Below are 21,115 nucleotides of genomic sequence, written 5' to 3'. Positions count from 1 at the left end.
GGTGTGGTTACTTGGCGGCCGGGATCAGGGACTCGATGAGTCCTTCGATGCGGGTCTTGATCTCGTCACGGATGGGGCGGACGGACTCCACGCCCTGCCCGGCCGGATCCTCCAGGACCCAGTCCTCGTAGCGCTTGCCGGGGAAGTACGGGCATTCGTCGCCGCAGCCCATGGTGATCACGACGTCGGACTCCTTCACGGCTTCGGTGGTGAGGACCTTGGGGATCTCGGCAGACATGTCAATGCCGAGCTCGGCCATGGCCTCGACGGCCGCCGGGTTGACCTTATCCGCCGGCTGGGAACCGGCGGAACGCACCTCGATCCCACCCCTGGAAAGCGTGGTGAGGAAGGCAGCGGCCATCTGCGAACGGCCGGCATTGTGGACGCAGACAAAGAGGACGGACGGCTTCTTGGCGGTTTCGGTGCTCACGTGTTTCTCCTGGAATCAGTTAGGTGCGGATCGGTCTGTTTGAGGTTGTTGCGCCTGCACCGCTTTTTCCGGCTAGTACATTGATGATTATCGATGCATGCAGTATCGAGCGAAAGATTGATGATTGTCAATATTTGAATCCGGCGGAATATCAGGCAGCGCGCAGTCGGGGCGCGAGGTCTTTGACGCGATGGAAGATGTCAGTAAAGGCGCCCTCAAAGGCCTCCCTGGTGTTCAGCCTCAGGGGATCCGGGACAGACCAGTGGATCCCCCGAAGTCCGGCGAGTTCCTCGTGGGCGTTGTCGCACACAGTCACGACGAAGTCCTCATCGCGCCCCACGTCATCCAGCCGGCGCGGGGAAACGTCCGCGAGAGCGACGCCGTGGCGGCGGGCTACATCAATGGCCCCCCGGGCGATACTGTCCGCGGGATGAGTTCCCGCCGAGATCGAGGGGATTCCGCTGATCTCATTCCAAAGCGCGGCGGCCAGTTGCGACCGGGCGCTGTTCCGCGTGCAAACGAAGAGGACACGACTGGCCCCATGCTCAGCCCCCGGCACCAGCCCTTCGAGCGCCCCGGCGGCAAGCCTGAAGTAGCTGCGCCGCCTGTCCGCTTCTGAGTGGTGACGGATCGTCAGCCCGGCACGCTCCAACACGCGCAGGTGGTGGGACAGCAGGTTGGAGGGCATCCCGAGCTCAGCCTGAAGCTCTGTAGGGGCAAGATCCCCCAGCGTCAGCAGGTCCACAATGCGCAGCCGGGCGGGATCCGCGAGGGCGGCATGTTTTGCGACTCGCGCCTGGAGATCCTCAACTAGGTCAGTGTTCATTGGTTCAATTTTGACTGAGTTAATTTCTTGCGTCAAGCTGTAGGCATGACTTCACATCAGCCGCCGCTGTGGCGCCGCGCCGTCGCCGAACTCCTCGGCACCGGCCTGCTCGTATCCATCGTCGTCGGCTCCGGGATCGCGGCACAGCAACTCTCTCCGAACGACGTCGGCCTGCAGTTGCTCCAGAACAGCACGGCCACCGTCCTGGGCTTGACGGTACTGATCCTGATGCTGGGACCCGTCAGCGGCGCGCACCTCAACCCAGTAATCTCGCTCGTGGACTGGGCCCTGGGCAGGCGCAGCGGAACCGGACTGACCCTGCCGGACCTCGGTACATACGTGGTTGCCCAAACAGTTGGTGCAATAGGCGGCAGCGTGCTCGCGAACGCCATGTTTGAAGTGGGAACGTCCATCTCGGTCAAGGACCGTGCCACCACTGGACACCTGCTGGGTGAAGTCGTCGCCACCGCAGGACTCGTCCTGCTGATCTTCGCCCTGGCCGCCACGAAACGTGGCGTCCTCGCGGCTCCGGCCGTGGGCGCCTACATTGGCGCCGCGTACTGGTTCACGTCCTCGACGTCGTTTGCGAACCCCGCCGTGACGGTCGGCCGCATTTTCAGTGACACCTTCGCCGGCATCGCACCCGTTTCAGTTCCCGCGTTCGTCGTGGCGCAACTGCTCGGAGCGGCAGTAGGCCTGGGGCTTCTGCTCATCCTGTTCCCGTCTGCGGCCCGCAACACAGGCGACATCGTTCTTCCGCACTCGGCGGAAAAGACCAGCGCCTAGACCAGGCCGGCAGGTCCGTCTCCGTAGTGTGGCCACGGCCGGGTCGAGCGGCAGGCTTGATATATTGATGATGGTCAATATTCCAGCATAATAGGTACATGAACTCGCTGCCCGTCATCGATCAGGCCTCGGACGACGCCTGCTGCGCCCCGGCATCGGCGCCTGCGCTTGGCGCAGAAGAGGCCAAGCAGAAGGCCCTGGTTTTCAAAGCCCTGGCCGACCCCAACCGGCTGCGGCTGCTGTCGATTGTCAAGGCCGAATCCTCCGGTGAATCCTGCGTCTGCGATCTGACCGACCCGCTGGACCTGGGCCAGCCCACGGTCTCCCACCACCTGAAAATCCTGGTGGACGCCGGTCTGCTGCACCGCGAAAAGCGCGGAACCTGGGCCTATTACTCCCTGGTTCCGGGTGCACTTGACGACGTCGCCGGGCTTCTGGCAACCCTCTGACCGGCCTCAGGGGAGGGTGCTGCCCCGTGCCGCAATCCACAGCCCGTACCAGTCGGCCCGGGTCATGGCCTCCGCCACGCGGGCGGCGTCAGCGCAGGCGGCGATTCTCGCCGGATTCACAGTGCCGATCACGGGCGCAATGCCGGCCGGGTGCTTCATCAGCCACCCCAGGAGGACGGCCTCCCCCGTGGTGCCGTACTGACCGGCAAGCTCCGCAACCATCGCGGCCGCGGCAGTCTCCGCCGCCGTCGGATTTTCCGGAACTGCCCCCGTGTACAACCCTTGGGCCAGCGCACCGTAAGCCTGCACGGTAACACCGTTGCTGCTGCAGTACTCCAGGGTCCCGTGCGGGAAGCTGTAGTCCAGCGACTCCGGATGATTCACCAGGACCTGGCTCTCCAGCCAGGCCCGCTTCAGCAGGCTCATCTCCAGCTGGTTGGCCACCACTGGCACCTCCAGCCGCTCCTGCAGCGCCTTGATCTGCGCGCCGGACATGTTGGACACCCCAATCGCCCGTACCCTGCCGTCTGCCAGCAGTTGCCCGACGGCGGCCGCCACCTCCGCCAGGTCCGTCAGGGGATCCGGGCGGTGCAGCAGGAGGACGTCCACGTAGTCCGTCTGCAGCCTCTTCAGGCTGCCGTCCACGCGTTCCAGGATGGATTCCCGGCTGAGGTCATAGTGTGTGGCCAGCCCGCGTTCGCGGAGCCGGATCCCGCACTTGGTCTGCAGCCGGATCCGGTCACGCAGGCCCGGCATTGCCGCGAGGACCTCGCCGAACACCGCCTCGGACTTGCCGCCACGATAGATGTCCGCGTGATCGAACAGCGTGATGCCGGTGTCCAGCGCGGCCTCGACGGCGGCAGCGGCCTCGTCCACATGCTGCACCTGATGCGGCTCGTCGGTCCAGCTGCCGCCCAGGCCCATGCAGCCGTAGATGAGTTCCTGCGCGGAGGATGGAACGTTGTGTTCGGTCATTGCTTCACTCTTTCATGAGCCGTGGCAGACGCACAGGTGGCGGGGCCCGGCCGGGTCCCGCCACCTGATCGATCTTGGGTTATGTCAGCGCAGCCAGGCAGTGCTGTTGGCGCCCAGTTTGCCGTCCACCAGCGGGGCGCTGCTGACCAGGACGGTCCCTGCCGGCAGGTCGACGGCGGTGTCCCCGAAGTTGGTCACGGACTGCCAGCTACCGGGGCGGCGGAAGTGCAGGACCTCCGGGTTTCCGGTTTCCACCCACTCCAGCTCCTCGCCGGCCTGAAGTTCGCGGCGCAGCTTCAGGGCCTTGCGGTAGAGCTCCAGTGTGGAGTTTTCGGTGCCGTCCTGCGCCTCCACCGCGTACTTGCTGAACCAGTCCGGCTGCGGCAGGTGCGCGCCGCCGTCGCCAAAGCCGAAGGAGGTCCCTTCAACCTTCCAGGGCAGGGGCACCCGGCAGCCATCACGGCCCACTTCAACGCCCCTGTTCCGGAAGAACGCGGGATCCTGGCGGTCGGAGTCCGGAATCTCGGCCACTTCCTGCAGGCCCAGTTCCTCGCCCTGGTACAGGTAGGCCGAGCCGGGCACAGCAAGCATCAGCAGGGTGGCGGCGCGGGCACGGCGCTCGCCAAGGTCCACGTCGAGTTCTTCCTTGGGGCCGCCGGCCAGCAGCCAGCCTTTCCCGTCCTGGCCCTTGGCGTGCTTCTTGCCCTTGGACGCCTTGGGCAGGCCATAGCGCGTGGCATGCCGGACGACGTCGTGGTTGGAGAAAACCCAGGTGGAGGACGCGCCGGTCGTGGCGGCTTCGGCGAGGTTGCGCGTGATGATTTCGCGGAAATCCTCGGCATCAAAATCGGCCTGCAGCAGGTCGAAGTTGAAGGCCTGGCCCAGGCCCTCCGGGCTGGCATAGCGGGCACGGCGGGTAGCGTGCACCCATGCTTCGGCGACGGCAGTGCGCGGCGGGTTGTATTCGTTGAAGACTTCGCGCCATTCGAGGTAGATGTCGTGGACGTCGTCCCGGTCCCAGAAGGGGTGCGAACCGTCGTCGAACCCGTCCGTCCCCGAGTTGGCCTCGGTCAGTTCCAGCTTGGAGAGCAGCGGCTCGGTGAGATCCTTGGTGAGGGCATGGGCCACGTCGACGCGGAAACCGTCGACGCCGCGGTCGGACCAGAAGCGCAGGGTCTTGAGGAAGTCGTCGCGGACCTCCCGGCTGGACCAGTTCAGGTCCGGCTGCTCCTTGGCAAAGATGTGCATGTACCACTGGCCGGGGGTGCCGTCCGGCTCGGTGATGCGTTCCCAGGCCGGTCCGCCGAAGACGGAGTCCCAGTCCGACGGCGGGAATTCGCCGTTGGGTCCTTTGCCGTCACGGAAAATGTAGCGCTCACGCGCGGCGGAACCCCTCGGCGCGGCGAGCGCCTCCTTGAACCATTCGTGCCGGTTCGAGGAGTGGTTGGGGACGATGTCGGCGATCAGCTTGATGCCGGCGGCGTGCAGCGCCTTGGCCATCTCGTCGAAGTCCGCCAGCGTGCCCAGCTTGGGGTCCACGTCGCGGTAGTCGTCCACATCGTAGCCGCCGTCGGCCAGGGCCGACGGGTAGAACGGGCTGAGCCATACGGCGTCGATCCCCAGTGCCTTCAGGTACGGGACCTTGGCCGTGATGCCCTTGATGTCACCCATGCCGTCACCGTTTGAATCGGCGAAGCTGCGCGGATAGATCTGGTACACCGCGGCCTGGCGCCACCAGTTGGGATCGGCCAGACGGTCGGAATCGGACAGGGTTGCCAGCGTGGCAGTGGTGGACAAAGGATGATCCTTTTCTCTTGTGTCGTTTGTTCTTGCTGGGTGGATAGGTCTGGCTATTTAACGGCCCCGCGCATGACTCCGGACAGTACCCAACGTTGGGCCAGGATGTAAACCACCAGTGTGGGGGCCATGGCCATCAGGTACGACGCGAATGCGAGGCTGTAGTTGGTGTTGAACTCGCCCTGGAACAGCATTTGGACCACGGGGAGGGTCTGCAGGGCCGGGTCGGCGATCATCATCTGCGGCAGCAGGAAGTCGTTCCACGAACCCAGGAAGGCGAAGATGCCTACCGTGGCGTTCATGGGGGCCAGCAGCGGGAAAATGATCTTGCGGAACACCTGCCAGGTGGTGGCGCCGTCTATCCTGGCGGATTCCTCCAGCTCCACCGGGATGGAGCGGACGAAGGCGATGTACAGCAGCGCGTTGAACGAGATTCCGCCCAGCACGTGCAGGAAGACGACGCCGGCCGGGTTGTCCAGGCCGAGCAATGCCGTCTGCTTGATCAGCGGCAGGATGATCACCGGGAACGGAATGAACATGGCGGACAGAAGGTACACAAAGGAGCCCCGGAAGAACCGGTGGTTCCAGTTCCGCGCGATGGCGTAGGCAACCAGCGAGCTGCAGGCCAGCGAGCCGAGGACACTGAAGACGGTGACGAATGCCGTGGACATAAAGGCCCGCGGGAAGTTCGTGGCCACGTAGGCGGCTGCGAAGTTTTCCCAGTTCAGCGGGCTCGGCCAGGCAAGCCCGGTCCCGGTGCCGATCTGGTCCGGGGTTTTCAGCGCCATGGCAACGGTGAAGTACAGCGGCAGCAGGACAGTCAGCGAGGCCACCAGCATCAGGGCGGTGAGCCACCAGTTGATCTTGAAGCCTTCGCGGCTGGAGACTCGTTTTGTGCGGACGCGGGCGCTGCGCCGTGGAAGTAGTGATGTGGTCATTAGAGAGATACCCCCCGGCGCTGGATGAGGCGCAGCTGGATGACGGAGATCAGCAAAGTGATCAGGAAGTAGATGACCGCATTGGCCATCTGGTAGGAATAGTCGCCACCCGTGAAGCCGGAGAAGATGCGCATGGCCACTGACTGCGTCGCCATGCCGGGTCCGCCGCCGGTGAGGCCCACGATGATCTCGTAGGTTCCCAGGAATCCCTTGAACCCGAGGATCACATTGATGACGAGATATCCGAGGATGAGGGGCAGTGTGAGGCTGAGGAACTGGCGGAAGCTGCCGGCCCCGTCCAGGTCCGCGGCTTCGTAGACCTCCGCTGGCACGCTCTGGAGCCCGGCGAGGTAGATGATGGTGGCTCCGGGCGCGGCCTGCCACACGGTGACCAGCACAATGGCCAGCCAGGCGAGGTTTTCGTTGGCCAGGATGCTGGTGGCAAGCGGCGTTAAGCCGAACCGCTCGGCCAGCACCGGAAGGGTGTTGGAGAACAGGTAGTTGAACACGAAGGACACCACCAGGGCGGACAGCACCATGGGGATGAAAAACACGGTGCGGATGCCGGTTCGCCACTTGATTTTCGCATTCAGTCCAAGGGCGATGGCCAGTGCCACGACGTTCACCACCACGGTGGTGGTCAAGGCAAAGACGAACGTGAAGATGTAGGACTGCAGGATTGCCGGGTCCTTGAAGATGTTGACGTAGTTGGACAGGCCGATGAACTTCCAGTCACCGTAGCCTGCGTAGTTGGTGAGGCTGAAGAACACACCAACCAGCGCTGGCAGGGTGATGAAGAAGGCGAAGAGTGAGAGGACCGGCACCACCATCCAGTAGTACGTGGGGTCGATCCGGCGTTTGGACCGGACTGCGAGCGCACGGGCGGGGTCGTTGTGCGCGGCCGTGGCTGTCTCGGCCGGCAGGGCAGTTGCGGTCATCGGGGCTCCTGGAATCGTAGTGGGCATCAGACCGCTGTCCGCTCGGCGACGCGGCGCCATTCGTCGTCGACCGCGGTCAGGAACTGTTCACCGTTCTTGTTGAAGACAAAGGACTGGATGTAGTTGTTCATGGGGACCGACGGCGGGAAGTATGTTCCGGCGCCCTGGTAGTAACGGCCTTCGGCCACGTGGGCGGCAACACCGCGGAGATGGGGGTTGCTCACGGCAGGGGCGCCTATCAGCGGAGAGAACGCCGCGTTCTTCTCGTTGTACGTGTTGACCACGGACGGTTCCAGCAGGTAGTTGAGGAACCTCTCCGCAGCGGCCCTTTTCCGCGTGTTCCGGGTGATGGAGAGTGCCATATCCACGTTGACGCGCACCTTGGTCTGGTCCGGGTCGTTGGTAACCGGCAGCGGAAAGGTGCCCAGCTTGATGTCCTTGTTGGCCTGAACCAGCTGGGAGAGCGCCCACGGCCCCTGAAGGTACATGGCGGCCTGGCCCTTTCCGAAGGCGGCATTTCCGTCAGAGTAGTTCTTGCTGGCCGCCCCGTTCTGTGAGTAGGACGCAAGCTGCAGAATCTTTGGCAGCGAGGAGCGGTAGTGATTGCTGAATGACTCGGGGGCGGACTGCGGGATGTTGGCCCCCTTGGCCATCAGGTCCCTGAAGAATCCCCCGACGTCGAGCATTCCGCCGGTGACGTAGTCGAAGGCACCCTGGCGGAGGGTCCAGGCGTCCTTGAATGTCCCGTAGATCGGCGTGATGCCTGCGGCTTTGAAGGTCTCACACGCGGCGATGAAGGCGTCCCATGTGGTTGGAACAGCCACACCGTGGGCTGCGAAGATGTCGCGGTTGTAGATGACCCCGGCCGCAGCAATGGAGAACGGCAGGGCACTGGTTTCGTTCCCCTTGTATTGTCCCCACGAACTGATGAGGTCCTGGAACTTCGGATCGACAGTCTTGGCCACGGGAAGGCCGGACAGGTCTGCGAAGATTCCCTTCCGGACGAACTCAGCCGTTTCGGTCGCGAATCCCCGGGTCACGACGTCGGGCGGATCGTTGCGGACCAGGCCGGGGACGAAGTTGCCCTCATTGAAGTCCTGGATGACCCGGAGATCCGGGTTCAGGGCTTCGAAGTCCTTAATCACCTGGTTGAAGTAGCCCACCACCTCGGGCTTGTTCTGCATAAACCGCAGGGTGGTGACGCCGGCCTGCTGCCCTGCGCCGGCGGCGCAGCCGGTGAGGGGAAGGAAGGCGGCTGCTCCGGCCAGGCCGGCCGCCCGGAACAGCGAGCGCCTGCTGGGCAGTGTTGCGCGCACGGTGCCGCTCACAGGGCGGGGGCAGACGGACGGCTGGGAGAGGACTGTGGTGAAGGCGGGCAGTGCTTCGGGATGCGGTTCACTGTTGCTCCTTTGCAAAGGCTGAATGAAGGATTTTGGAGAAGACCGGTGGCTCGGCGGACGTCCGACCCACCTGGCCAAGCATTGTTTATTTGGAATCTAAATTTAGTTTCTCAAGTATTATGTGGTGCAGAACACAGGGGGTCAACACCATGTCCGAAATTTCCGTCGCAACGCCCCAGTTGCTCAGGCGCGTGAGTGCCGGAGCCGTCCTGGATTTTATGCGCGCGTCGCAGGCCGTAACGGTCACCGACGTTATGGAAGCCACCGGACTGACCCGGGCCACGGCCATATCCGTGTGCGAGGACCTCATGCACCGAGGCTGGATCCGGGAGCTGGAAAACCAGCGGGCCTTTGGCGGCTACCAGAAAGGCCGGCCGGCACGGCGGTTCGAACTCAACGAACGCGCAGGCTACGTGCTGGGCATGGACGTGGGTGTCTCCAAGGCCACCGTGGTGGTGTCCGACCTTCGCGGAAAGGCCCTCGACAGGTCCAGCCAGCCCTTCGCGGAAGCAGACATCCCGGCCGAGGAACGCATCGCCGTCATTGACCGCACCGCCATGATGGCCCTCCACAGCGTTGGAGCCTCCCCCGATTCCGTCCTGGCGGTCTGCGCCGGTATTGCGGCGCCGGTGGACCGTAACGGCGAGGTGCTGGTGACGCAGCACTTCTGGGGACTGTTCGACGTCGGCCTGAAGGCCGCCCTGCGGGACCGGCGAGGCTGGACGGTGCTGCTGGAAAACGACGCGAACCTGGCCGCCCTGGGCGACCGCTGGCGCGGCGCCGCTGCCGGCGTGGACGACGTCGTCGTCATCCTCGCGAGTGAGCGCCTCGGGTCGGGCGTGATCGACGGCGGACGGCTGCTGCACGGCCGCGGCGGAGGCGCCGGCGAGCTTGCCTTCCTCGACATGCTTGAGGGAGTGGGAGACACCTACGGAATAGCGTCCCTGGCCAGGAGATGGGCCGCCGAGGCGCTTGCGGGCAAGGCCAAGACATCGCTCCGGGACTACGCCGCCAAAGGCGCGGAAGCTGAGCACGTCTTTGCGGCCGCCGCGGACGGCGACGCCGTGGCGCTGAAGATCCTTGAACGGCTGGCCGACAGGATGGCCCGGATCATCGGGGCCGTCGCCACCATGATCAACCCCGAACTCGTGGTCATCGGCGGGGCCGTGGCGAACTCCGCCGGCGTGCTGCTCGAGCCGATCGCCAGGCACCTGACCAAGTACACCGCCACTCCCCCGCGGGTGGCGGTCTCGCCCTTGGGCGATTCGATCGTGACAGTCGGCGCCGTACGGTGCGCCCTCGATTATGTGGAGAAGAACACCCTGGACCTGGAGCTCGCGGTCCCGGACTAAGCCGCGTGCTCCACCGACGCGAGTGGACACTTGGGGCCCCGGAGCGGCATCGGTTCCAGGGCCTCAACTGTCCTTCGCGCTGTGCTGTTCCAGCGTCGCGGCGGTCCCTCTCGGCTACGGCTGCGGCTCCAGGGCGGCGGCAATCGGGAGTGTGCCGTCACGGAATTCGATGGTCCTCCCCGCCGTTTCGGGCAGGTCAAGCACCGCGGCGGCCACGCTGGCCGTGTTGCTGCGGGAGGTTGCCCGGCTGCCGTCCGTTCCGGGGTCCACTTCGATGAGTCCTGTTCCCGGCTGGTCAGTCAGCGTCCCCGGACCCAGGATGGTCCAGGCCAGTGAGGTGCCGCGCAGGTACTCATCCGCCGCAGCTTTGGCGTCCGCGTAGGCAAAGAAGCTGTTCTCGGCCGGAATGCCATGGTCCGGCCCCGCGCCCAGGTAGGACACCATCACATAACGCCCGACGCCGGCCTCCGCCGCCGCGTCCATCGACCGGATCGCCGCGTCACGGTCCACCGCATACGTGCGTTCCGGGCTCCCTCCCCCGGCCCCGGCAGACCAGACCACGGCGTCATGGCCCCTGAGGGCTTCGGCGATTGCCGTCGTCGTCGAATTTTCAACGTCCAGGACCGACGGCGTAGCGCCGGTAGCCGCGACGTCAGCGGCGTGGTCCGGGTTGCGGATGATCGATGTGACCCTGTGACCTTCGGTTGTAAGAAGCGTGGACAGGTGGAGGGCCACTTTGCCGTGGCCGCCGATGATAACGATGCTGGTCATGCCCCCATTCTGCCCCTTATGCCTGTGTGCGGTAGCGGAGGTAGACCACGCCGTTTCCAAAGGTGTGCTCTTCGAGGAGTTCCAGCCGCAGGCCCTGCCCGTCCGGCAGGAAGCGAAGGCCCCCTCCCACGGCCACCGGATTGAGGAACACGCGGCATTCCTCCACCAGCCCGGCCCGGAGCGCGGCAGCGGCCAGCGTGGGGCCACTGATGCTGATGTGCGCGTCCGTGGCGTTCTTGAGGTCCCGGACGGCGGCGGGAACAAACGTCCGCTCGATCCTGGTTTTGGCCGTGGATGCGGCGGTGAGGGTGGTGGAGTAGACAACCTTGTCCGCTCCTTGCCAGATCCGCGCGAAGTCCCGGATGTAGTCCGGCTGATCGGGGGTATCGAAGGTTTCCCACGCAGACATGACCTGGTACATGCGGCGGCCGAAAAGGTAGGTGCCCACATCGCGTTCGAGATCATTGACGAACGTATGGACTTCCTCGTCCGGCTCGCTCCAGCTGAAGTTGCCGTCGCGGTCCGCGACGTAGCCGTCCAGGGACATAATGCCTGAGTAGATGAGCTGGCCCATCCGCCCATTGTGCCGTCGTCGGCAGTGGATGGGTAGGCGCACCCTTCATTTGATGGTGAACTGCTGCGCCATGGTCCAGAGGTTGGTGGTGGTCCAGTAGATCAGGACGCCGATCGGGAAGAGTACGCCGCCCACACCGAAGACGAACGGCAAGATGTACATGATCAACTTCTGCTGGCGCGCGAGGGGATTGTCTGCGGCATCGTCAGGCACGGTCCGGGCCACGATGCGTCGTTGCGTGATGAACTGTGCGGCCGTCATGGCCAGGATCATCAGGATGGTCAGCACTGCGACCGCCGCGGGGTCGCCACCGCTGCCGTGCAGTACGGACGCTGACAGCGGAGCGCCGAAAATGCTTGATTCGTCGAACTGCACAGCCTGTTCGTGGGTCATCGCTCCGATGCCGTGGGCTTCCCTGGCTGCGGCTGGGATGCCGGAGAGTACTTGGAAGAGCGCGAAGAAGAACGGCACCTGGATGAGCATCGGCAGGCAGGCGGACAGCGGGTTGGTCCCGTGTTTCTTGTAGAGGGCCATCTGTTCCTGGGCCATGGCCTGCCGGGACAGCTGATCGGTCTTGCCCTTGTACTTTTCCTGCAGCCTCTTCAGGTCCGGCTGCAGGAGCCGCATCCGGCGCTGGGCCTTGACCTGCTGCAGGAACACCGGAATCAGGGCGGCACGGATGATCAGCACCAGGCCGATGATGGACACAGTCCACGTCCAGCCGCTTGCCGCAGGCATGCCCATGCTGCTCAGGACGTCATGGATTCCGACCATGACGGCGGATACAAGCCAATTGAACGGACCCATGATGGTTCCGAAGAAGTCCACAACAATCCCCCATCGCCACGTGCAGCAAAGCTACGGCGAAAAGGAGCACTTGTCACGGCCTCGCGCCACCGCAAACACCAGGTCCTGCTGGGTTTTTGGGGTCGGAACTGTTCGCGGCCTCCGGGAGATGGTCGCGTCCCTGAACTGTGGACACGCGTCTACGCGTACCAGCGTTGTCAGGACGACGACCTGCGGCCTCCCACCGAATGTCAGAGCATCGGGATAGAGGCCGGAGATTTCCGACCGCCTGAGGCCTGTTGTGCCGGCGAAAGGATCAGAAGTCTGTACACGTCGTGGGCTGCGTCCACGTACCGTCCACCATTTGCAGCTTGTTCGGCGAATGCCGGGAGCTGTGCAACCGTCCGCGCGGCGGGATTCCTGATGGGCTTGAAACTAGGAAAAGCCCTCTATGTCGTTCAGTAAACCATTACTCCATCGTTTTGACTAACTCATCGACACTAGCTACGCTCATGCGGGGGTGCCGGTTAAAGGAGGGAATAACTTTCCGCCGGCTCGCTCAAATAAGGGGGAAAATCTAAATGGGAACAGCACTTCAGCTCATGATTCCTGGGGGAGCCGTTATTGAAGCAGACATCAAACGTCGCTTTGACGAATCTCTTGTTCGGTTTGATGCCTGGTATCTCGTGGCAGTTGCTATCTTGATTGTGGTCGGAGGCGCTGTGCTGCTCGGCATGGCTGCGTGGTGTGTCATCTTCCAGAATAAGCGCTTCAGCGGCCGGTTCTACTTCAATAATGGCTTTGAGGTCTTCATGGAGTGTGTGTAACTAGTTAGGTACTAGGGGAGCCTGTGGAGGTCTGCTTGGCAGGCTCCCCTTCACTTGGGAATTAAGGCAAAATTTGTGAAGACTTTACTCGACGTTAGCAAGGTTTCATTTTCGTACGGATCCGGGCCGATCGTCCTGTTCGAAACAGACTTAGTCGTTGGCGAGGGCCAGATTGTTGGACTCGTAGGTCCCAATGGCTCGGGGAAATCAACGTTGATCAATTTAATTTTTGATAACTACCAACTTAAGAGGGGACGAATCCAGCTGTCCGGGCAGGATCACCAGCAGTTGGATGCGAAGAAGTCAGCTATTTACTTGCCCAGCGAAGACTTTCTTCCTGACTTTCTCACCGGACGCGAGTACTACCGGGCAGTCGAGCAAATGTATGGAACGCCCGAGGTCAGTGCTGATGAGGTCAGCGCTGTATTCCAAGCGTTAGGCATGGACGGACGGGAGGAGCACCTAATCGAAGACTACTCACACGGAATGAGGAAGAAGGTGCAATTCCTAGCCGCATTCCTCCTGGATCGACCCCTAACGGTTATCGATGAGACCTTCAACGGGATCGACCTGGACGCACAGCGCTATTGCGCGCGGCGCCTTGCTGAAATGAGAGAACGTGGCAGGGCTGTTTTGCTGTGCACGCACGACTTTTCAATACTTGAGGAGCTTGCCGACGATGTTGTTGTGATGAAGAAAGCGCTGATATTGGATCGGATTTCCATTGAGGAGCTGCAAGAAGAGGGGACAACGCTCAAGTCATGGGTTGATGAGATGCTGTTCGGAAGTGAGCATGAAAGCGTCTAATACCCTCCTACTTGTTCGCCTGCTGTCGACGTACATGCGTCGGCGTGTCCTTTCACATGGCCTCTTGCGGGATTCATTTTTCAGGCTGGGCATTGCGGCTGCTGCAATCCTCACACTGGCGGCTCTAACCCTGTTTGCTTTCCTCTTCCTGTCGCCGGTGATGGGCAACGCAGGCACTCTGGAGTTTCTCGTCCGCATAGCGAGCATTTCAACGGTCAATTGGACCATCCTCGCCTTCCTCTTCGTTCGAGTCCTTTTCGGTCGGTCGTCTGACATGATGGCTTTCACATGGCAGCTTCCTTTGACGAACCGGCAGCGGTCGGCTGCCTTGACAACGTTTGAAGCTCTTATAATTCTCGGAATCATCGGACTCGTATTCGTTCCTGCTAGTATCGCGGTAGTCATTCTGACCGGATTTACAGGGTTAATCTTCATTCTAGAAGGTATTGCATTTCCTGCGGTATGTGCTTTCACTGTGCTTCTGATCATAAACAACCTTGTTATGAGGATCCTGAACGCTCTAAGACTGTCTCGCATTGCGACTCTTGTTAGCTTGGTCGTATGCGCCACGTTGTTGGGAACGTTCGCTGCAATAACGCAGACACTCGCGAATGTTATGTCCGTCGATTTTCTAGAGCAGCGCCCTGGCTATCACTTCACCGACAGCTTCGTTACTTTGGGTAGGACCTACGGAGACTTTGCGGCTGTCATTGCCTTTTTCGTTATAGCTATTTCGACCGGGATTATCGCTTGGCTAACAATCCCAGACTCATATACGACGGGACGGAAGTTCTTTGGAATCAACTTCCGTCATACATGGACGTCCACAGAACTTGGCTGGTACGTCCTGGCATGGATTCGGCGGGCGGATACATGGTTGGCAATAGTGGGGACGTATGCCGTTGCGGCAGTACTGTTAGTGCAAGCACCTAATAACCTTGTATATTCAGTTGGTATCCTGACTACCCAAGCGCTCTATCATTTTTCTGCAACTCGGTCACTCAGGCGCCTTCCTGGAACCGCAGGATCGGCGGGTCGAACGCTGCTCCTGCTGCTAAGTTCTCAGGTGATTGGCTTGGTCGTAGTATCGCTGCCGATTGTGGTAGTCGCCATTTTGACTGGCACTACTCTAATGCAGATTCTGCTTACGTTGGGTTCATGCATCAGCGGTGTAATCTTGCTAAATCTCCTCGGAATATTGTTTCCGCAGGACCGCGACAACCCTTTTTCAGCGATAGTGAGCTACCTCGTCTGTCTCCTTATTGTTGCCACGTTGGTTGTGGTTTTTGGAGTCATTGATCTGCCGGCGACAGTTAGCGCTGTACTTATTGGCGTATTCCATGCCGCGGGCTTGTACTATTCTCTTTTGGGTATTCGGACTGCAACACGGAAGGCGCGCTATGCGTAAATTATCTTTGGGCGTTAACGCTTTGTTTGGTGGGGCGATCCTCACCATGATTCTTGCCGCTGGTGCACTCTTGCTACTAATGGCGACGACTCCGGAAGCGGGGGTTCGTAAAGAAGGTCTATTTGGTGGCGTTTTCTTCAGCTCCACGACGTCACCCAGCGGCAGCATCGGCATGTCGCTGGGGATAAGTTCGTGGACTAGCATTGCGACGGTTTGGCTTATATGCAGCCTTTTCATTTTTGCCGTTATTCTTGTCGTTGCCAGACTCCGTCGGTACCGTGCGTCGCTTATTGCACAGTCGAGTTCGTAGCGACTCGGCTTATATGCCGACGGCGCGCGCAGTCAGGATACTTGGACTACATGTGGGCTTGTGGGCTGCGGTCGCAGCGTTCTTTCCTGTTGTAGGCATAATCCTTGGCTTATCAGCTAATGATTCCATCTTGGTGGGGCTGTCTGCAGAGTTGGCCGTCCATGTGGTCTTTGGCTTTGGTGGTTCCTATCTTCTGCATGAGGCGGGACATATTGTCTTGTTGTCTAGGTACCCGTCTGTTGAGGGAATAGATGTAACAGCGTCGTGGACTCGTTTCTCCGTTCATCCCCGTGGTAGTCTCAGCCCGCTCCAAGTGATAGCCGTCGGATTAATCGGCCCCGTCGGTTGCTTCGTGATAGGCGCCGGCTTATGGCTGCTCGGTTCTAATCTGGCATTCTGGTACATGGGTCACATCATCTTCCTGCTCCCTATTTTTGGCGATGGCAGGGCTGTCCTCTTGTCCCTTACTAAGATGCGGGCCGTGCTGTAGCTTGCAAACGGCCTGACCGTTCTTGCTATGCCGGGCAACGGCGCGAGGCAAACGGGGGTCTTCCCCGGCCCACGCCAAGCCATCCTTCGTCTCAGCGGCACCTGCACCAGGTAGACGTAGAGGCAATTGCCGCATAGATCCACGAGCCCTGTTGGCGGTCCGTCAGAATCAACGCCGCAAGGATAGGCAGCTGCGCCCACCACCGAGCGCCGGCCCTCCGGGAACCGCGGCCGCCCTTGGACCGCGGGCTGATTCAGTCGACCTCCATAGACCATCTGGTCATTCCGTTCGGGTCCGGACCCGTTCTGTGGACTCAGGGACGCCCCGGTTGTCGAGGGTTTGCCGTCGATGCCGACCTTGAAGGCATCCGCAAGTGTCGACGGCCCGGCTGGCGGCTGCCGGACCAGCGGCAGGTCGTGGGATGCCGCGTCGGCCGTCGACTGCTCACCGCGGTTGGTGTGGGCCACTGCAACCATGTTGCGGTTGTAGTCCCCGTCCAGATGGCTGAGGGTTCTAGCTGGTGGCAGCCGACCTGGGCGCTTTAGGCGATCTAAAGGCCATAATTCGACGGACGGTACGATCCGCGGCACACCAAGACGATGGGGCCGTAGAGGGCCACCGAGGGGCTACCCGTGGCCACGACAGCCCAGCCCCCTCCCGGGAACAGGCCATTTACAGCCACCCCTCAGAGAATCTGGGAGACGCCTCTGTTACGTGAGTCGTCATTCAAGACAGAAAAACCCCCGGAATCTCGGGGATTCCGGGGGCTTAGCCTGTAGCGGTGGGGAGGCTCGATCTCCCGACCTCACGATTATGAGTCGTGCGCTCTAACCAACTGAGCTACACCGCCACGAATGAGAAAAACCTGCGCCAAGCCGGTCAAAAACCGCCTTGACACAGGCCCTCATCCAGAGCCCCCCACCGGAATCGATCCGGTGACCTCGTTCTTACCAAGAACGCGCTCTACCACTGAGCTAGGGGGGCAACGAGTAAATACTCTACCGGAAGATTTGGCCACCAACAAATCGGCTCCAGAACGACGCCCGCGGCGCCAAAAGTGCCGGAAATCCGGGCTTTCGGCGCCCTCCGGACGGCCCTGGAACCGGCCCGGAGACGGATCCCTGAGGGGATGTGACCAAGCCAACTTAAGCAGCAACCTTAAAGCAGAACGGGCCGGCAAGAAGCCGGCCCGTTCCCAGTTCAATTTAGGAAGCTGTGGTTACCACTTGTTGCGGGGCTTGAAGCCGCCTTCGGTGCGCGGCTTGCGTGCCGCGTCGGTGCCCACGCTGCGCTCGTTGCGGTCGCTGAAGGAGCGGCCGCCGCGGTCAGCGGAGCTACGCTCGCCGTCGGTCTTGCGGAATTCCTTCTTGAACCCGCCGTTGCCCTTGAAGTTGCCGCCACGGTCGCCGCCGCCGGCGCCGCCGCCGGAGTAACCACCACGGTCGCCACCGCCGGAGTAACCGCCGCGATCGCCGCCGCCACGGTTGCCCTGGTAACCGCCACGCTCGCCGCCGCCACGGTTGCCCTGGTAACCGCCACGCTCGCCGTCACCGGAGGGCTTGCGGCCGTTGTCCAGCTCGAGGTGGATCAGCTCGCCGCCGATCCGGGTGCGGGACAGCGCCTTCAGCTGGTCGGCACTGAGGTCCGCCGGGAGCTCCACGAGGGAGTGGTCCGCACGGATGTCGATGCCGCCGATCTGGGCCGAGGAAATGCCGCCTTCGTTGGCAATGGCGCCCACGATGGAACCCGGCATAACGCGCTGGCGGCGTCCGACGGCGATCCGGTAGGTGGCGTTGCCCTCGGTGAGCGTCCGGGTCGGGCCACGTGAGCCGAAGCCGTCCTTGGAGCGCTCGCGCTTCTGGAAATCGGGAGCTGCGGCCAGTTCCTTGACCAGCAGAGGCTGACCGCCCTGGGCCATCACGGCCAGCGCGGCAGCGATCTCCGAAGCCGGCACGTTGTGCTCTTCCTCGTAGGAGGAGATGAGGTCGCGGAACGCGGCAACGTCCTCGGACTCGAGGGTCTCCGTGATGCGCTCGGCGAACTTGCCCAGGCGCAGCGTGTTCACGGTCTCGGCCGTGGGCAGGTGCATCTGCTCCACCGGCTGGCGCGTCGCCTTTTCGATGGAACGCAGCAGGTACTTCTCCCGCGGCGTCATGAACAGGATGGCGTCGCCGGAACGGCCTGCACGGCCGGTGCGGCCGATGCGGTGGACGTAGGACTCGGTGTCGTGCGGGATGTCGTAGTTGACCACGTGGCTGATGCGCTCAACGTCCAGGCCGCGGGCCGCGACATCGGTGGCCACCAGGATATCGATGCGGCCTTCCTTCAGCGCCTCGACCGTGCGTTCGCGCTGCTGCTGCGGGATGTCGCCGTTGATGGCGGCAGCCTGGAAGCCGCGGGACTTCAGCTTGTCAGCCAGGTCCTCGGTGGCCATCTTGGTGCGCACGAAGGCGATAACGCCGTCGAACTCTTCAACCTCGAGGATGCGGGTCAGGGCGTCAAGCTTGTGCGGGCCCATGACCTGCAGGTACCGCTGGCGGGTGTTGGCGCCGGTGGTGGTCTTGGACTTGACCGAGATCTCGGCCGGGTTGTTCAGGTACTGCTTGGACATGCGGCGGATCTGGCTCGGCATGGTGGCCGAGAACAGTGCCACCTGGCGGTCCGACGGGGTCTGCTGGAAGATCTGCTCCACGTCTTCGGCGAAGCCCATGCGCAGCATTTCGTCGGCCTCGTCCAGCACCAGGTACTGGAGCTCGGACAGGTCCAGGGAACCCTTGGAGATGTGGTCGATCACACGGCCGGGAGTACCGACGACAACCTGGGCACCGCGGCGCAGGCCGGCGAGCTGGGGGCCGTAAGCGGAGCCGCCGTAGACGGGGAGGACGGTGAAGTCATCGATGTGCTTGGCGTACGAGGTGAAGGCCTCGGCAACCTGGAGCGCGAGCTCGCGGGTCGGAGCCAGGACCAGGGCCTGGGTCTTGCGTGACGGGCCGTTGAGGTCGTGGAGCTCGGCCAGGCGGGACAGTGCCGGTACTGCGAATGCTGCAGTCTTACCGGTGCCGGTCTGGGCGAGGCCCACAACGTCGCGGCCTTCGAGCAGCAGCGGGATGGTTGCTGCCTGGATGGGGGAAGGCTTTTCGTAGCCGACGTCCATCAGGGCGGCGAGGACGCGGCCGTCGATGCCGAGATCGGCGAACTTCACGCCCTCTTCTTCGGCTTCCTCAGCCTTGGCGGGTGCTTCTTCGGTCTTAGCTACGGGAGCTTCTTCAAACGTGGCGGGGGCTTCTTCAGCGGGAGCGGCGGGCGCTTCAGCTTCGGTGGCGGCGGGCGCTGCTGCGGGGGCAACGGCCTCGGTGAACTCGACAGCGACGGTTTCGGCAGTTACTGCTTCGGCGGCGATAGCTGTGTCGTCGTTGGTCTGATTTTCAGGCATAGGGAAATTTCCTCATCCATAGGGGGCCAGGCGGCACAACCCGAGGTGAGCGGAGCCGCAGTACAATGTGCCGTGGGTGCCGGGCATACGTTGACCGGCCGGTCACTTAGAAGTCCGGCGCTTTCGCAATCCCGTGGCAGGACTTCCCGCTGCATCTCTTGGCTGCTATCCCAGCAGTCTGTACAGCGTTTTCTTTAGCCGGCTCTCCCTATGAAAATGCCCGCATCACAATCGCGGGCCCCAACACTTGCCAGTCCTGCCTCAAAAATTGGGCAGGAATAAGGGATTTCCGGAGTGGGGGATGTTTCAAGTGTAAGGTATGGATCCGCTTTGCGGCTAATTGAACGTACGACGGCGGCGGTGAGCTTGCGCACATGGCCGTCGGTTCCATCCGGCTAAGGCCGTGACACTACCGTCCCAGCCGCAGCAGCAGCGCTTCAAAGGCGTCGTGGTACTCGGACTGCAGGCGGATCTCGCCGTCGGCGTCGGCATCCCGCAACGCCTCCATGGACTCAAGGTCAGGTTCGCTGAACCACTTTCCGATGGTGATGCCGTGGGTCGGCACGAAAAGCCGGTGGATATGGTCGCCGGCCTGGACGGTGCCTGTGCGGATCACGCGCAGGTAGGTACCAATCCGACCCGCTTCCGTGAAGCGCTTGACCCATTGCGGCTCCCCCATCCGACGCTGGAAGGCGGCGCACGGGACGCGGGGCGAAGTGACTTCAACTTCGACGTCGAGCCCGATCTTCCAGCGTTCGCCGATCACTGCCCCGGTGGTCTCGATGCCGGACACGCGAAGGTTCTCGCCGAAGATCCCGGGCGTGAGCTCGCGCTGAAGCTCCTTCGCCCAGTAGTCGGCATCACCCTGGGAGTAGGCATAGATGGCCTGGTCTTCGCCGCCATGGTGGATCCGGCTTGCCTGGACGTCACCGTGGAGTCCGAGTTTATGGACTTTGACGGGTCCTTCCACGGGCCGCTTGTCGATGGCGGTGACTCCCACGCTGCCTTCATCGGGAAGGAGCTGGTGGACACGGCAGACGGCTAGCACTGATGCGGTTTCCATGGCTCCAGTGTAGGGTTCCCGGCGTTACAGTAACCGTTGGAACCGGAGATTGGCAGTTCTCTCCCGTTTCGTGCTCGCAGCCGGACCGGGCAGAGACTACGCTGATTTCAGGATTGAGCTTCCGGCGCACGTCTGCGCCCACATTCAGCATGGACTACCAAGGGGGACGTCATGGACCCGGAAAAGGACCAAGGCAACGGTCCGGACAAGGACCAAGGCAACGGTCCGGACAAGGACCAGGGGGCGCCGAAGCCGCCGCCGTGGCAGGTTCCCAAGCCGGAGCTGCGCCCCGAACTCCTGAAGGAACCCATTCCCACGGTGGATCCCTTCGCCCGGGACCAGGAGCGCCAGACCCATGAGGCGGCCGCGCGCAAGAAGCGTTCCCAGCGGCGGACCGTTGTGGTGGGGTTGGGAGTCACGGCCCTCCTCGCCGGCACCATCACCGCCGTCGTGGCCAGCAACCAGGACGAGGCGGACTACGCCCAGGTCTGCTTCAACGACGAAACCGGCGAGCGCGTGGAAGATGCGCAGTGCAACAGCTCCGCCGGACGCAGCGGCGCACTCTACGCGTGGTACTTCTACTCCCGCGGCGCCAGCGTGCCCGCGGTGGGCCAGAACCGCTCTGCCTACCCGAGCTACACCAGCACCATCCCCAGCGGCGCCAAGGCCTCCACCGGGTACAGCACCAAGGGCGGAACGGTCAGCAGGGGTGGCTTTGGCAGCAGCTCCAAGGGCGGAAGCACGGGGGGCTAGGC

At 62.6% G+C, this 21,115-nt stretch carries 20 protein-coding genes and 2 tRNA genes; 8 read left to right on the top strand and 14 right to left on the bottom strand.

Annotation, left to right across the window (positions count from 1 at the left end; all coding sequences use genetic code 11):
• Nucleotides 1-7 precede the first annotated feature (7 nt).
• Complete coding sequence (locus tag NFC73_RS01020) at nt 8-430, bottom strand: arsenate reductase ArsC (RefSeq protein ID WP_252569627.1); 423 nt, start codon at nt 428-430, stop codon at nt 8-10.
• Between the two features lie 151 nt (nt 431-581).
• The gene (locus NFC73_RS01015; RefSeq protein ID WP_254746938.1) at nt 582-1,256 is read right to left on the bottom strand and encodes an arsenate reductase/protein-tyrosine-phosphatase family protein; all 675 of its coding nucleotides are present in this window, start codon (nt 1,254-1,256) and stop codon (nt 582-584) included.
• Nucleotides 1,257-1,301: 45 nt separating this feature from the next.
• Here NFC73_RS01015 and NFC73_RS01010 point away from each other — a divergent pair, with 45 nt between their 5' ends.
• Nucleotides 1,302-2,042 (top strand): aquaporin, encoded by a 741-nt coding sequence (locus tag NFC73_RS01010; protein ID WP_254746936.1) that lies wholly within the window; start codon nt 1,302-1,304, stop codon nt 2,040-2,042.
• Between the two features lie 98 nt (nt 2,043-2,140).
• Complete coding sequence (locus tag NFC73_RS01005) at nt 2,141-2,491, top strand: ArsR/SmtB family transcription factor (protein WP_254746934.1); 351 nt, start codon at nt 2,141-2,143, stop codon at nt 2,489-2,491.
• A gap of 6 nt (nt 2,492-2,497) precedes the next feature.
• On the opposite strand, the gene NFC73_RS01000 is transcribed toward NFC73_RS01005, so the two are convergent.
• The 5 genes from NFC73_RS01000 to NFC73_RS00980 all read right to left on the bottom strand — a co-directional run bounded on the left by NFC73_RS01000 (nt 2,498) and on the right by NFC73_RS00980 (nt 8,455).
• Nucleotides 2,498-3,466 carry an aldo/keto reductase gene (locus NFC73_RS01000; protein WP_254746932.1) on the bottom strand — a complete coding sequence of 323 codons (969 nt, stop codon included), beginning with the start codon at nt 3,464-3,466 and terminating at the stop codon, nt 2,498-2,500.
• Nucleotides 3,467-3,550: 84 nt separating this feature from the next.
• Nucleotides 3,551-5,263, bottom strand: coding sequence for a glycoside hydrolase family 13 protein (locus NFC73_RS00995; protein WP_254746930.1), 1,713 nt, complete (start codon nt 5,261-5,263; stop codon nt 3,551-3,553).
• A gap of 53 nt (nt 5,264-5,316) precedes the next feature.
• Nucleotides 5,317-6,201, bottom strand: coding sequence for a carbohydrate ABC transporter permease (locus NFC73_RS00990; protein WP_305884498.1), 885 nt, complete (start codon nt 6,199-6,201; stop codon nt 5,317-5,319).
• Nucleotides 6,201-7,139 (bottom strand): carbohydrate ABC transporter permease, encoded by a 939-nt coding sequence (locus NFC73_RS00985; RefSeq protein WP_056344559.1) that lies wholly within the window; start codon nt 7,137-7,139, stop codon nt 6,201-6,203. The genes NFC73_RS00990 and NFC73_RS00985 overlap by 1 nt, the downstream gene beginning before the upstream one ends.
• A 26-nt stretch (nt 7,140-7,165) precedes the next feature.
• On the bottom strand, nt 7,166-8,455 hold the full coding sequence (locus NFC73_RS00980) for an ABC transporter substrate-binding protein (RefSeq protein ID WP_254746928.1): 1,290 nt from the start codon (nt 8,453-8,455) through the stop codon (nt 7,166-7,168).
• A gap of 233 nt (nt 8,456-8,688) precedes the next feature.
• On the opposite strand from NFC73_RS00980, the gene NFC73_RS00975 reads away from it, so the two are divergent.
• Nucleotides 8,689-9,891 (top strand): ROK family transcriptional regulator, encoded by a 1,203-nt coding sequence (locus tag NFC73_RS00975; protein ID WP_254746926.1) that lies wholly within the window; start codon nt 8,689-8,691, stop codon nt 9,889-9,891.
• 114 nt (nt 9,892-10,005) lie between these two features.
• On the opposite strand, the gene NFC73_RS00970 is transcribed toward NFC73_RS00975, so the two are convergent.
• From NFC73_RS00970 to yidC, 3 genes are read right to left on the bottom strand one after another with little or no spacing between them, the layout of a single operon-like run.
• A complete protein-coding gene (locus NFC73_RS00970) occupies nt 10,006-10,662 on the bottom strand; it encodes an SDR family oxidoreductase (protein ID WP_254746924.1) in 657 nt (218 codons plus the stop codon).
• Nucleotides 10,663-10,678: 16 nt separating this feature from the next.
• On the bottom strand, nt 10,679-11,236 hold the full coding sequence (locus NFC73_RS00965) for a dihydrofolate reductase family protein (protein WP_254746922.1): 558 nt from the start codon (nt 11,234-11,236) through the stop codon (nt 10,679-10,681).
• Nucleotides 11,237-11,281: 45 nt separating this feature from the next.
• Nucleotides 11,282-12,064: a membrane protein insertase YidC gene (gene yidC, locus NFC73_RS00960; RefSeq protein ID WP_372494530.1), complete on the bottom strand. Its 783-nt coding sequence runs from the start codon at nt 12,062-12,064 to the stop codon at nt 11,282-11,284.
• Nucleotides 12,065-12,603: 539 nt separating this feature from the next.
• On the opposite strand from yidC, the gene NFC73_RS00955 reads away from it, so the two are divergent.
• The 4 genes from NFC73_RS00955 (at nt 12,604) to NFC73_RS00940 (ending at nt 15,374) form a co-directional block, all read left to right on the top strand.
• Nucleotides 12,604-12,849 carry a hypothetical protein gene (locus tag NFC73_RS00955; RefSeq protein WP_141141262.1) on the top strand — a complete coding sequence of 82 codons (246 nt, stop codon included), beginning with the start codon at nt 12,604-12,606 and terminating at the stop codon, nt 12,847-12,849.
• Between the two features lie 75 nt (nt 12,850-12,924).
• Entirely contained in the window at nt 12,925-13,656 is a 732-nt protein-coding gene (locus tag NFC73_RS00950) for an ATP-binding cassette domain-containing protein (RefSeq protein ID WP_254746920.1), read from the top strand.
• The gene (locus tag NFC73_RS00945) at nt 13,643-15,064 is read left to right on the top strand and encodes a hypothetical protein (protein WP_254746918.1); all 1,422 of its coding nucleotides are present in this window, start codon (nt 13,643-13,645) and stop codon (nt 15,062-15,064) included. The genes NFC73_RS00950 and NFC73_RS00945 overlap by 14 nt, the downstream gene beginning before the upstream one ends.
• Nucleotides 15,057-15,374, top strand: coding sequence for a hypothetical protein (locus NFC73_RS00940; RefSeq protein ID WP_254746916.1), 318 nt, complete (start codon nt 15,057-15,059; stop codon nt 15,372-15,374). Before NFC73_RS00945 ends, NFC73_RS00940 begins: the two co-directional genes overlap by 8 nt.
• 1,266 nt (nt 15,375-16,640) lie before the next feature.
• On the opposite strand, the gene NFC73_RS00935 is transcribed toward NFC73_RS00940, so the two are convergent.
• From NFC73_RS00935 to NFC73_RS00920, 4 genes are all read right to left on the bottom strand, one after another.
• Nucleotides 16,641-16,714 (bottom strand) — tRNA-Met (locus NFC73_RS00935).
• Between the two features lie 62 nt (nt 16,715-16,776).
• Nucleotides 16,777-16,848 (bottom strand) — tRNA-Thr (locus NFC73_RS00930).
• A gap of 235 nt (nt 16,849-17,083) precedes the next feature.
• Nucleotides 17,084-19,297, bottom strand: coding sequence for a DEAD/DEAH box helicase (locus NFC73_RS00925; RefSeq protein WP_254746914.1), 2,214 nt, complete (start codon nt 19,295-19,297; stop codon nt 17,084-17,086).
• Nucleotides 19,298-19,706: 409 nt separating this feature from the next.
• Nucleotides 19,707-20,360: an MOSC domain-containing protein gene (locus tag NFC73_RS00920; protein ID WP_254746911.1), complete on the bottom strand. Its 654-nt coding sequence runs from the start codon at nt 20,358-20,360 to the stop codon at nt 19,707-19,709.
• 171 nt (nt 20,361-20,531) lie between these two features.
• Between NFC73_RS00920 and NFC73_RS00915 the strand changes: the two genes are divergently transcribed.
• The gene (locus tag NFC73_RS00915) at nt 20,532-21,113 is read left to right on the top strand and encodes a Tat pathway signal protein (RefSeq protein WP_254746908.1); all 582 of its coding nucleotides are present in this window, start codon (nt 20,532-20,534) and stop codon (nt 21,111-21,113) included.
• Nucleotides 21,114-21,115 lie beyond the last annotated feature (2 nt).

This window comes from Pseudarthrobacter humi, assembly GCF_024294965.1.
GTDB classification, from domain to species: Bacteria; Actinomycetota; Actinomycetes; order Actinomycetales; family Micrococcaceae; genus Arthrobacter; species Arthrobacter humi.
This window is presented reverse-complemented; position numbering and strand designations above follow the sequence as displayed.